At 54.3% G+C, this 11,469-nt stretch carries 10 protein-coding genes and 1 pseudogene; 2 read left to right on the top strand and 9 right to left on the bottom strand.

Annotated features, from left to right (window positions below):
• Positions 1-33: 33 nt before the first annotated feature.
• The 3 genes and pseudogenes from ACO08C_RS09105 to ACO08C_RS09095 form a co-directional block, all read right to left on the bottom strand.
• Positions 34-758: pseudogene (locus ACO08C_RS09105) on the bottom strand (IS6 family transposase).
• A 506-nt stretch (positions 759-1,264) separates the two neighbouring features.
• Positions 1,265-1,819, bottom strand: coding sequence for a methyltransferase family protein (locus ACO08C_RS09100; RefSeq protein ID WP_421785056.1), 555 nt, complete (start codon positions 1,817-1,819; stop codon positions 1,265-1,267).
• Positions 1,819-2,469 (bottom strand): cation transporter, encoded by a 651-nt coding sequence (locus ACO08C_RS09095; RefSeq protein ID WP_421785054.1) that lies wholly within the window; start codon positions 2,467-2,469, stop codon positions 1,819-1,821. The genes ACO08C_RS09100 and ACO08C_RS09095 overlap by 1 nt, the downstream gene beginning before the upstream one ends.
• A gap of 49 nt (positions 2,470-2,518) precedes the next feature.
• Between ACO08C_RS09095 and ACO08C_RS09090 the strand changes: the two genes are divergently transcribed.
• Positions 2,519-2,965, top strand: coding sequence for a MerR family transcriptional regulator (locus tag ACO08C_RS09090; RefSeq protein ID WP_421785052.1), 447 nt, complete (start codon positions 2,519-2,521; stop codon positions 2,963-2,965).
• 4 nt (positions 2,966-2,969) lie between these two features.
• On the opposite strand, the gene lspA is transcribed toward ACO08C_RS09090, so the two are convergent.
• From lspA to ACO08C_RS09065, 5 genes are all read right to left on the bottom strand, one after another.
• A complete protein-coding gene (gene lspA, locus ACO08C_RS09085) occupies positions 2,970-3,500 on the bottom strand; it encodes a signal peptidase II (protein ID WP_421785050.1) in 531 nt (176 codons plus the stop codon).
• Between the two features lie 101 nt (positions 3,501-3,601).
• Positions 3,602-6,745 (bottom strand): efflux RND transporter permease subunit, encoded by a 3,144-nt coding sequence (locus ACO08C_RS09080; protein WP_421788688.1) that lies wholly within the window; start codon positions 6,743-6,745, stop codon positions 3,602-3,604.
• Complete coding sequence (locus ACO08C_RS09075) at positions 6,729-7,997, bottom strand: efflux RND transporter periplasmic adaptor subunit (protein WP_109261373.1); 1,269 nt, start codon at positions 7,995-7,997, stop codon at positions 6,729-6,731. The genes ACO08C_RS09080 and ACO08C_RS09075 overlap by 17 nt, the downstream gene beginning before the upstream one ends.
• On the bottom strand, positions 7,994-9,307 hold the full coding sequence (locus tag ACO08C_RS09070; RefSeq protein ID WP_109261374.1) for a TolC family protein: 1,314 nt from the start codon (positions 9,305-9,307) through the stop codon (positions 7,994-7,996). The genes ACO08C_RS09075 and ACO08C_RS09070 overlap by 4 nt, the downstream gene beginning before the upstream one ends.
• A 416-nt stretch (positions 9,308-9,723) precedes the next feature.
• Positions 9,724-10,707, bottom strand: coding sequence for an acyltransferase family protein (locus ACO08C_RS09065; RefSeq protein WP_161539491.1), 984 nt, complete (start codon positions 10,705-10,707; stop codon positions 9,724-9,726).
• 227 nt (positions 10,708-10,934) lie between these two features.
• Between ACO08C_RS09065 and ACO08C_RS09060 the strand changes: the two genes are divergently transcribed.
• Positions 10,935-11,201 (top strand): hypothetical protein, encoded by a 267-nt coding sequence (locus ACO08C_RS09060; protein ID WP_199288387.1) that lies wholly within the window; start codon positions 10,935-10,937, stop codon positions 11,199-11,201.
• Between the two features lie 55 nt (positions 11,202-11,256).
• Here the strand turns inward: ACO08C_RS09060 and ACO08C_RS09055 are convergent, their stop codons facing one another.
• Complete coding sequence (locus ACO08C_RS09055) at positions 11,257-11,466, bottom strand: GDCCVxC domain-containing (seleno)protein (protein WP_421788686.1); 210 nt, start codon at positions 11,464-11,466, stop codon at positions 11,257-11,259.
• Positions 11,467-11,469 lie beyond the last annotated feature (3 nt).

The following is an 11,469-nucleotide window of genomic DNA, read 5'->3' as shown; positions in this document are numbered from 1 at the left end:
CGGATTATGCCGTCAGACTAAGGCGAAGCGGTCTCAGTTTTTCGGGGTGCTTTGAGACGGGGCGGCGAGTTGCTTACACTCGCGCAGCGCGGCGGCGCGGCTCTCCTTGAACCGCTCGCGGTAGTTCAAATGCTGGTCGAAATTCACGTAATCGCGGATTGGGGAATGGACGGCGGCGAATTCTTGGAGACTTCGCATTCGCCGAAACCGGCGCATGGTTCGTTCCCGTCTTCGAAGGGGCCAGTGGCTGTCCTCGGCCCGGATGTTGAACCACCTCCCGGCTTCCTTGTCGCTTTCATTGCCGAGCTGTTACATCGCTGCGCGATAGGATTTCAACCGGTCCGTGACGACGGCCTTCGGCCGCCCGTAACGCTTCATCGCGTTGCGCAGAAACTTCAACGCTGCTTGGCGATTCCGGCGTTTAGTGACAAAGGCTCCAAGCACCTCACCTTCGTGATCGACGTCACGCCATAGGTAGGGCGTCTCGCCGTTTATCTTCACGAACATCTCGTCCAGGTGCCATCGCAATTGGGCCCATGCACGAAGGCGGTCAGCTCGCTTCCGTCTGATCTCGGCAGCGAACATTGGCCCAAACCGGTTCCACCAAAACCGCACCGTCTCATACAAATATCGATGCCGCGCTCATGACGCAGGTCTTCAACATTCCGCAACGAAAGCGGAAACCAGACATACATCATGACCGCAAGGCGGATGACCTCAGGGGACGTCTTGAAATACCGAAAGGGGTTCTTGTTCATGCCACCACTCTGGCAGCGAACCGGCTAACAGCGCGTCCCCTCTGACAACACCGGCTGGGCGGCATGGATCGTCGGATTGCCTGGCCCCGTAGTCGGGAAATTTCCCTGTATTTTCCCTGTAAACCGCCACAACCGCTTCGCCAAAACCGGCGGTTTGAGACAAAGGGCGATTTTCGGCGAAATGGCGGCCCTGATCAGCGTCTCTGTGGACACGCGCATGCGCTAACTCCCGCAATTGCGGGGCTTTTCAAAACGCTGTTCTGATATTCTCTGTTTTCGGGAAAATAGTGGCGGTGGAAAGGAAACTTAGTTCGAAATCGCACTTCTTTGATCCGCTACGGCCGCTATTGCTGCACCCAATCAATACGCACTTGTCCTGACAATAAGAGCCCTTGGATCAACCGGAAACATTGCCGGACCGGGGCCTAGCGAACAGTTTGGTTAATCTAACTGCGCCTGATATTGCGGAGCTTCTTCTTGCAAGATCGTGTAGCTACTTCATGAGATCAGATATAGCGCCTCACCTTTTGCGCATACCCATCAAAGGTCTCACCGAAGGTTCTGCGCATATGCGGCTCTTCAACCCATATGATGAACACATGGATGATCGCCATAAAGAAGAGTGTGGAAACCAAAGCCAGTCCGGAGCCCGCAACGATGGCCGCACCGAGGAACATGCCTGCATAGCCGACATACTGTGGATTGCGTGTGTGACGGTATATCCCGTGCTGGATCAGCTCGTCTTCAAGTAAGCCATAGACGCGTTGTTGCGATCCGTAGGCGTATCGTCCCAGATGGATGACAGCGGCGCCGCCGAAGAACAAAACTGTTCCGATGGCGACCATGATGGGGGATGGCGCAAACAGGCTGCCGCGATCCAACCAAGATAGCGCGAGCGTCGCGATGAAATGACCATGCATTATGACGCCGGACATGACGGCGGTTGGAGGTGACCACTTGCCCTGGTGTTCAAACTCGGCCTTGGCCTTAAGCATGAACGGAAGCGAGGCCGCCGCTGTTAAGATCACATACGCGACAACGCCGATGAGCAGGGGTGACATTACGCGTCTCCTGTGTGGGCAATGGCTGAGTGTTCACGAAGCTCTTCAAGAGCCTGCTTGCAGATGGACCATGCCGACCGACTGAAGATGCCGGCCAGCGCAAATGCCAATATCAGGTCCGGCCATGCTGACCCGGTGACAGCAACAAGACCGCCGGCAATCATCACACCAACATTGCCAATGGCGTCATTTCGCGAGCACAGCCAGACGGAGCGAACATTCGCATCACCGTCTCTCCATTTAAGAAGGATGAGTACACTGGCGGCGTTCGCGAGAAGTGCGATTAAGCCGACAACACCCATGGTTTCTGCAGCAGGTGGTTCTCCTGACAAGGCACGCATGAGCGTCATCACCAGAACGGAAATTGCGATAGCGAACAAAAGGCCGCCTTTGAACAATGCGGCTCTCGCGCGAACAGCAATGGCAGAGCCGATGACCAGAAGGCTGATTGAGTACGTCATCGTGTCGCCAGCGAAATCCAGCGCATCGGCTTTCAGGGCTTGGGAACCCGAGGCAAAGCCGGCGGTTATCTCGACCACGAACATGACAAGATTGATGAAGATCACGGCCCACAGCGCGCGGCGATAAGCGCTTGAGGTGCCGTCAAATTTTTTATCGTTTTCGCAACAACTCAATTCCTTGACTCCCATATTTGATATGGAGTCTAATTTCTACAGCGACTGTAGAAGCAAGAGAGAAATGACAGAAGAATTCTCAATCGGCCAGGCAGCCAAACTATCTGGCGTCAAAGTGACGACCATTCGGTATTATGAGAGCGTTGGATTGATGCCCGAACCGCGCCGCGTTGAGAGCGGCCGGCGCATTTACGGGCAAGTTGCGGTGGATCTGCTGGGCTTCATACGACACGCACGCGATCTTGGATTCTCGGTGAAGGCCATCCGCGACCTGATTGATTTGCAAGAAAACCCGGGAACCGATTGCGCGAAAGCAGACGAACTTGCCCGGCGTCACCTCGTTGATACGCAATCGCGCATCGAGCAGCTACGGGTGCTAGAACGTGAATTAAAACGCATGATCGATAGCTGCTCCGGCGGTGAAGTCGGAACATGCGAGATCGTCACAAGCCTGTTCGACCATTCCAAATGCCAGTCCGATCACAGATCAAAGCCATATACTGTGCTGTAAATAGCTAGCGGTCACGCTCTGATGTTTTTGTGCTCCATCTCCAAGCAAGAAATAAAAGCGCGACGCCGGCGAATATGAAAACGTCAGCCAGATTAAACGTTGGCCAACGCGTTGCTTGCCATCCAAAGTCCAGATAGTCCGTGACGGCCCCATCGCCGAGCCTATCAATCGCGTTGGCAAGACCACCAGCCGCAAAAAGACCGCCGGCAGCCTGAACAAGTTTGGAGTTTTGCCTGGCAGTCCAGCTCAAAGCAAAAACAACCAAGACGATGGCAAAACTTGAAAGCAGATAGGGCGCAACCCAATGCGCACTATCCAGAATACCAAAACTAACGCCTCGGTTGTGGCCCAAAGTGATGTTGAAACCAGGGAATATCGGGATCGACGCGCCGATTTCGGCGAGAGTACGCTCAATCTTATATTTCAGAAAAAGGTCGAGAGCGATTAGAGTTGGCAACATTAGCAGCTGGCCGCCGCGAATTCTCCCCAGGCTGGTCGCGGTGAGATCGGAATATTTTTGCTTAAGAATTGACATGGAAACAGCCTACTTGGTGTGAAACACGCCGTCAGTTATTGGGTATCGTCTTCGGCAGTGGAAATGGCAGGCGGACAATCCTGCCATTTCCAGAAATGCCTTCAGCTAGCTTTCACGTTGTCGGGACCAAGACCTTGTGGGTGTGGCGCAAACCATTTGTAGACGGCTGGCAGAACCAGCAACGTCAAAATGGTCGACGTTACCAACCCGCCAATAACAACGGCTGCGAGAGGTCGTTGAACCTCCGAGCCGATGCCGGACGCAAAAAGCAACGGCATCAAGCCTAGGCCCGTAGTCGTCGCGGTCATCAAGACGGGCTGAGCACGACGAACCGCGGCCTCAACGCTGAACACGTCAACGTCCGAGCGTTCCTTTGCGAAGCGGTCGAGGAATGAGACCAAAACCATGCCATTACCTAGGGCAATGCCGAAGAGAGCAATAAAGCCAACGGAAGCTGGAACCGATAGGTTCTGACCCGTTAGCCACAGCGCCGCGATACCACCGACCAGCGCCAACGGGATGTTGGCGATGATCAAGAGTGCGCTTTTGAGCCGTCCAAAGCTGAAAAGTAGCAAGAGGAACACGACACCCAGTGTGACTGGGATGACGACAGCGAAACGCGCATTTGCTTGTTGCTGAAGTTCGAACTGACCGCCCCATTCGATAAAATACCCTAGCGGTAACGCGACATTTTCGGCAACGGCATTTTGCCCTTCTCGGACGAACGAGCCTATGTCGCGTTCGCGGACATTGGTTTGAATGGCAATGTACCGTTGGCCATTCTCACGCGTGATCTGCCGAGGCCCCTCGATACGTTCAATGGCTGCGACCTGGCCGAGGGGTATGATTTCTCCTTCTGGGCCATTCAATACGATACGACTGATGCGTTCGGCATTCACCCGATCTTGTTCGCGGTAACGGACGATGATGTCAAAGCGTCGGACACCTTCGAATACCTGCCCAGCTTGCGAGCCACCAATCGCTGTTCGAACCACTGACAAAACATCTTCTACGTTCAGGCCATAACGGCTGATCGCTTCCCTGTTGACGGTAATCCTAAGCTGCGGAGCACCGGTCACCTGATCTGTCTGGACATCAGCCGAACCGGCAATATCGCGGATGACATTTGCGATTTGCGCCGCGTATTCCTCAAGGACCGACATGTCCTCTCCGAACAACTTGATCGCCAAGTCCGCTTTAGTACCTGTCAGCAGTTCGTCGGTTGCTGCTGCAATCGGTTGCGTGAAGTTAAAGCGAGCCCCCGGAAAAGATTCAAAGCTTTCGCTCATCATCGCAAGCAACGCATCTTGTGTCCGGGCAGATTCCCACTCACCGCGCGGCGCAAGCGCCACGAAGGCCTCCGCACTGTTTACCGGGTCTGCGTGGGCACCAACCTCGCCGCGGCCAATACGCGTGACGATGCGCTCAACCTCAGGGAAGTTGGATTGTAGCTGTTGCTCAAAGCGCGTTACCGTTTCTCGGGCTTCCGGCAACGAGATAGATGGCGCCATGGTCAACCGGACCAGAAAATCACCCTCGTTCATGCGAGGCGTAAACTCAGAGCCCAATCGCGGGAATATCGCACCGCCAACAAGCAGCATTGCTGCTGCTAGCGTGAGTGCTGCCCATCTCTTGTGAACGAAGAGGCGTACCAAAGGTGCAAACCGGCGTTCGTAGAAATCAGGTTCATCCTCACCCGATGACTTTTTGCCAATTTTCAAGCCGAGCATAGATGCAGCCGGTGCTAGAAGCACGGCGAACACCAATGATCCTGCCATCGCAAAAACAACAGCGAACGCCAGTGGTCGGAACGTTTTTCCTTCGACGCCTTCCAACGTCAAAATTGGGACGAACACAATCACCACAATCAGGATTGCAAAGATGAGCGGCTGTAAGACTTCCGCACATGCGCCAGCGATAAGAGCGCGTTTGTCTTCGCCCTCTTTCGAAGCGGTCAGGATACGGTTTGCGTTTTCAACGATCACAACCGCACCATCGACCATCATCCCGATAGCGATAGCGATTCCACCTAGTGACATCAGGTTGGCGGATACGCCAAAGAGCTGCATTGCGAGCAAGGCAAAACCCACTGAAAACGGGATTGAAGCCACGACAATAAGGCTAGGTCGCCATCCTCGCAGGAAGAGGAACAATATGATGGCAACGAGTAGCGCGCCCTGCCACAAGGCCGTGGTCATGGTGCCCACGGCAGCCCCGACCAGTTCTGACTGATCATAGTAGGGAACAGCCCTCACGCCTGGCGGCAATGTTTCGTTGATCCGATCAAGGCGGTCATGAACGCGGGCGATCACTTCGTTGGTATTTGCACCAAGGAGTTTGAGAACCAGGCCGGCCACCACTTCGCCTTGACCATCCATGGTCGCCATGCCTTGCCGAGGCGCGCCGCCGATCTCAATGCTCGCGATATCGCGAACACGCACCGGCACACCATCTTCGACTTTCACGATAATATCTGAAAGGTCATGAATGCCCCGAGCCAGACCGACCGCACGAACCGTATATTGCTCGCTGTTTTCGATCAAAAACTGAGCTCCGGCATTGGCATTGTTGGACTCAACAGCCGTTACGATATCTTCGATGGACAGCTCGTATCTCAACAATGCCTCGGGTCGAACATTGATCTGATACTGCTGTTCGAAACCTCCAAGCGATAGAACTTCGGTGACACCTCGGACGGTTTGAAGGTCAAATTTGACCTGCCAATCCTGCAACGTCCGCAACTGAACGCCATCAAGATTTTCATCCGACGTTTCGAGGAAGTAGAAGAGAATTTGGCCTAGGCCGGTCGTGATCGGCCCCATACCTGGATCGCCAAACCCTTCGGGTATTTCTTCTCGGGCTTGCTGAAGGCGTTCTCCGACAAGTTGGCGCGCCCAATATATGTCGACGCCATCTTCAAAATAGATGTTGACGACGGACAAACCAAAGTTCGATGTCGATCTCACTTCTCGAAGCCGAGGCAATCCATTCATGGAGGTTTCAACCGGAAACGTGACGTATCGTTCGACTTCTTCCGGGGCGAGGCCTTCCGTCTCTGTAAACACCTGCACAAGTGTTGGTGTGACATCCGGGAACGCATCGACAGGCATCGACCTGAATGTGACGATCCCTCCAATGAGTACGAATGCAAATGCGAGTGCAGCGAGCAGTCTTCCCCCCGCTATTCGATGTAGCAGGCCGGTTAAACCAGAAACTTGCTGTGAAGAGTTAGTGTGCGTGTCCATCATCAAACTCCTCTTTCTGCAATTCGGCTTTCAAAGAAAATGTTCCGGTCGTGGCGATCATTTCGCCAATCGCAACGCCAGACAGGATTTCTGCATACCGATCCGAACGCCGTCCGATCTGAACATGGCGAACCTCAAATCCATCACTGGTTCGAACGAACACAACGGATTCACCTTCAACGGTTTGAAGCGCCGACACCGGTACGCGTAACGTAGGCTGCGCGTCAGACGCAGCCGCAATCACGGTTACAAACATGCCTGGACGCAGACGGTCGCCGGGATTGTCGATGACAATTCGAGCTCTACCCGTTCGTGTTCGTTCGCCGATTTGAGGACTCACGAAATCAATCGTCGACTCGATTGGTCGGCCTCCGTCGCCCGGATCAATAGAAACTGCAGCTCCAGCACGAAGTCGACCCAGGTCGGCGCCGTAAATCGCAGCATCGACCCAAACAGAATCAGTGTCAGCGACAATAAAGGCTGGCGGCTGTGCGCCTTCGGTAAGAACCTCACCAAGAACAGCATGGCGCTCAATAATTGTTCCGGCGATCGGTGCAGTCAGCTCATATCGGGTTAGCGAAATATCTGACGACGCAACCATCCGAGGCAGAGTGGCAACATCAACACCAAGAGCGTCCAGCTGCTGACCGGCACTGCGAACCTCAATTCGTGCTTCCTCGAGCGCCCGTCTCGCGTTGAGATAATCTTGCTCGGCTGAAATCTGACGTTCCCAAAGGCGCTCTTCGCGTTCAAAGGAGCTTTCTGCAAGATCCAATCTTGCCCGCGCCGAAAGATAGGCCGCCTTGGCATCTGCAAGTGACCGACTATTCAAAACCGCGAGAATATCGCCAGCATTGACGCGATCACCTTCGGTTACGTTCACACTGCTAACGATGCCGGACACGCGTGGCGAAACATGAGCCAGATGGTTTTGATCAAAACCCACTTCTGCAGGCAATTCCAAAATCCCATCGACTGGCCCACTTGTTACAGCCGAGACGACGATACCAAGTTCAGATATCTGGCTTGCGTCGAGGTGAACTTCGACCGCCTCATCATGGTCGCCATCTTCTGAATCAGTATGCCCATCATCGTCGCTATTGTCGTCGTGGCTAGTTTCAGTTTCGATGTTGCTTGCAACGGCAGATGGTTCGCTATTTTGGTCTTGTTCACCCGGACTTTCGGCAGAACACGCTGCGAGCGCCAGTGCGCTGGCCGTAATCAGCAATAGATTGATTTTATGTTTGGTCATTGTGCTGCCTCCTCTGAGGTCGTTTGGACCAGTCGAGTAAGTTGAGGCGCACCAGCTATTGCATCGAGTTCGATAGCCGCACGCGCCAACTCGGCACGGGCGGCGATCAGATCAACTCGAACATTGAAATAGGAACGCTGGATATCCAGGAAATTGAGGATATCCATGGCGCCTTCGCGGTAGGCCTCTTGAGCTGCTGATAATGCGTTTTCAGACGCCGGGAGGATATTTTGATTGAGTTGTGTGTAGGTCGACTGAGCGCGTGCAAAGCGACCAGCTGATGCAGCATATTGCGCGATCAATGACCGGCGCATGACTTCTTCGTTTAATCGGGCTGCAGTCTCTCGCGAGGCTGCCGCAGCGACACCGCCCTGGTTTCTGTTTATGATAGGAATTGGAATTTCAAGCGTTGCGACGAAAGCCGTCTCGTCGGTGGCGCCAAACCGGCGCACCCCTGCACCCACAGTCACATCAGGAATGGCTTCTGCGCGTTCGCGTCGAATTTCTAGGCCACGAGCTCGTGTTATGGCTCGAAGTTGAATGAGTCCGGGGTTGTTCGAAATCCATTCAACCGGGTTTGCGTCCGCAAAGGCGCTGAGATCAAGCGATTGTAGTGGCGAGGTGAGCTCTTCACTGAAGGCGTCGCCAGACCAAATTGCCACAAGCTGATCGTTGGCTGCGGCTTGAGCACTTTCAGCATCATTGGCAGCGATTGTCGCCAACCCGACAAGCATTTCGGCGCGGTTGCGTTCAATTGGAGACGCGCGGCCGGCGTCAACACGCGAACGTATTGCCTCTGCGGAATTATTCGCGATTTCCAGAAGCTCTGTACGAAGAGAGAGAGTTTCTGACGCCGCCTGGGCGTCAACGTAGGCCTGAGCAGTACTTGCTAAAAGGCGGGTACGTTGAAGCGCTAAGTCTGCCGTTGCTGCTCGCGCCCAAGCGCTCGCCGCATCGCGAGCCCGTCCGCGATCGCCGCCTAGCGGGATTGTTTGGTTGATCGACAATGTGGTATCGGCGTCGCCGAGACCTCCACGATCAGAACCAAATTCCTCTATTTCTGCGCCCAGGATGGGATTGTCCCACAGCCCGGCTTGTAGAGCGTCGGATTCGGCGGCGCGTATTTCCTCGCGCGCTGCATCGGTGATTGGGTTGTTTTCCAATGCGAGGTTCAGCGCATCGGATAAGGTGAATGGGACTGCAGAAGCGGATTGCGCCTCGGCAGAGCTTATGGAGATCCAGGCCAGCAGGACTGCTGCCATGGTCATCCGCCCCAGCCAATTTGGCCGGGCGATAAATGTTGAATTCATCTAGTGTAATTCCGATTGTTGGTTTCAGTTCGACAAAGTTGTCAGGCTGAAATCTCAATCGGTGGCTGAAACGGCGGCTCAAGAGCTCGCGTCCTGAATCGGACGTCCGGAAAAACAAATGATGGGGTTGATGAAACTTCAATAGAAGCCTCAAAGCCCGCGCGGGGGTCCATCAAGTTATGGCACGCAACGCACATATGGGCGGCGTGTGCCGATGATGCCGGTTCAGATTGACCTACATCAATCTCGACAAATCTCTCATCCGAATGATGATCGTGGTCAGGCGCAGCTGAACTTGCGACTTCGCTTGCCAACGCGAAGAATGCTACGGTGACCAACAAAATTTTGACGCCTAAATTCATACTCGTATGTATACGACGCGTGAATTCACAGTAACAAGCAACGAATACATTATGTTATAACCTCCGACACGATGCATTCTGATCTCGAAACTTTTGTTTCCATGACAACGCCGGCTTCTCGACGAAGTGCCACGACAGCGCCGAGATTAAAAAGGTAAGCGGCACAGACCAAAGAAACAGGCCCAATGGCGTGCGAGCCAAGTCAAAATGCCAGAGCGTCTGCATGACCGGATAGTGCCAGATATAGATCCCGTAGGACCAATCCGGCATATTCGCGAAAGTCGGCAGCCCCCCCAGCTTTGAAAACGCTAGCCAGAACAATATCGACGCCAGGCCAAGATTCAGAAATGTCTCGGCCAGCGGCGATGATCCCATCCAATACCAGATTGGCAACGCGAAGACGGCAACGATCGGCAGAAGCGGTAATCGGTGCCTTGCCGAATACATCAGCATGCCGAGCAGAAAGGCCGTTCCGAGCCGCAAGGTCAGTGTTATGATCACCGGAATATCGGGCGAGTAGAATTTGATCACCAGATATCCGGCCGTCGCTACGACGAGCAAAAATAGATAGGCCCGCCAGCCACGGGCAAAACCGGCAAAAAACAGCACGGCCGCGCCAATATAGGCCAGCACTTCATAGCGCAGTGTCCAGAGTGTGGCGGAAAATTCTCCAGGCGCCGGGTTGTTGCCAAACACCCCCAGCGGACCTTGCGACGTGTCCATGAACAGCATGACATTGACCGGATAGAGCCAAGTCTGTGCGCTGGTCCAGTACTCGGGCATGCTTGCGGTCGTCACAACTGGCCCGATCAGCAGCGTGGAGCTGATCGCGAGTACCAGCAGAGCCGGAAGAATGCGAAGCACGCGCGACGCCGTGTAGCTCGCTACATTGGCGCGATGCTCAAGGCTGCCCGCTATTAGAAATCCGCTGAGAATGAAGAACCCATTCACGGCAACATAGCCAATTGACCAGCCATGAATTGCGACGAACGGACCGCCTGCAATGCCGTGCGGTACCACAAAGATGTGTTCAATCATAACGGCTGTTGCCAACACCAAGCGTATCAGAGTGAGCCGATTATCGCGTCCGGTGAACGCGCTCCCGATTGTGGACGTAATTATAACGCCGTCTCCCCACATGCTGACACAAGGTAATACGCCGCCAAGCATAAGACCCCTCACGATGACTGTTATCACGCGGAATGAGGGTTCGCGCCCCGCTATTCGTAAGTGGATGAGAACTTAGCGATTAGGGGACTTATCTGATGTCTGAACCAACTCGTGCGCCGATGCGCATTATTCCGCTTGGGCTCACCCTGTCGACATTCTTGCTGATCACATTCGTGACTTGTGTCGGCTTTGGATTGCTCGCTCCACAACAATTTCACATGCATGAAGCCTGGGCGCCCTTATTGCCCGGTTTCGAGTGGCTGACCCCAACAGGGTTCCTGTTCGGCGCAATCGGGGCCTTCTCCTACGGCTGGTTTATCGCCATCGTCTTCGTACCCTTGCATCGATTCTTCCACAAATAACGGAATGAACGGTCGAGCCTGCCGTTTGGGTTGATCAAGGACTGTGACCGCTCGATTACTCGCAACAAGTGCCAGACTGGATGGGTGGGCAGTCAACGCTCCCATAGGAACAAAACACGCAGCAGTCGCCAGCGAGCGGCTTGATGACCATCTTGCAGGAGGGACAGTCCCAGAAATACTGGCATGCGTCCGTTGGCATGAGTAAATCCGGGTGAATGGTCTCGCATTCAGGGCATGTCAGAGTTGACTTGAAAATCATTTCCATCGC

It is taken from the genome of Hyphobacterium sp. (assembly GCF_965229905.1).
Classification (GTDB): Bacteria; Pseudomonadota; Alphaproteobacteria; order Caulobacterales; family Maricaulaceae; genus Hyphobacterium.
This window is presented reverse-complemented; position numbering and strand designations above follow the sequence as displayed.

What these genes read in the sequence shown, in the direction of transcription:
- ACO08C_RS09095 (WP_421785054.1), bottom strand. Translation starts at nt 2,469, where the DNA reads ATGGGAGTCAAGGAATTGAGTTGTTGCGAAAACGATAAAAAATTTGAC.
- lspA (WP_421785050.1), bottom strand. Translation starts at nt 3,500, where the DNA reads ATGTCAATTCTTAAGCAAAAATATTCCGATCTCACCGCGACCAGCCTG.
- ACO08C_RS09075 (WP_109261373.1), bottom strand. Translation starts at nt 7,997, where the DNA reads ATGACCAAACATAAAATCAATCTATTGCTGATTACGGCCAGCGCACTG.
- ACO08C_RS09080 (WP_421788688.1), bottom strand. Translation starts at nt 6,745, where the DNA reads ATGGACACGCACACTAACTCTTCACAGCAAGTTTCTGGTTTAACCGGC.
- ACO08C_RS09060 (WP_199288387.1), top strand. Translation starts at nt 10,935, where the DNA reads ATGTCTGAACCAACTCGTGCGCCGATGCGCATTATTCCGCTTGGGCTC.
- ACO08C_RS09065 (WP_161539491.1), bottom strand. Translation starts at nt 10,707, where the DNA reads ATGATTGAACACATCTTTGTGGTACCGCACGGCATTGCAGGCGGTCCG.
- ACO08C_RS09070 (WP_109261374.1), bottom strand. Translation starts at nt 9,307, where the DNA reads ATGAATTCAACATTTATCGCCCGGCCAAATTGGCTGGGGCGGATGACC.
- ACO08C_RS09090 (WP_421785052.1), top strand. Translation starts at nt 2,519, where the DNA reads ATGACAGAAGAATTCTCAATCGGCCAGGCAGCCAAACTATCTGGCGTC.
- ACO08C_RS09055 (WP_421788686.1), bottom strand. Translation starts at nt 11,466, where the DNA reads ATGGAAATGATTTTCAAGTCAACTCTGACATGCCCTGAATGCGAGACC.
- ACO08C_RS09100 (WP_421785056.1), bottom strand. Translation starts at nt 1,819, where the DNA reads ATGTCACCCCTGCTCATCGGCGTTGTCGCGTATGTGATCTTAACAGCG.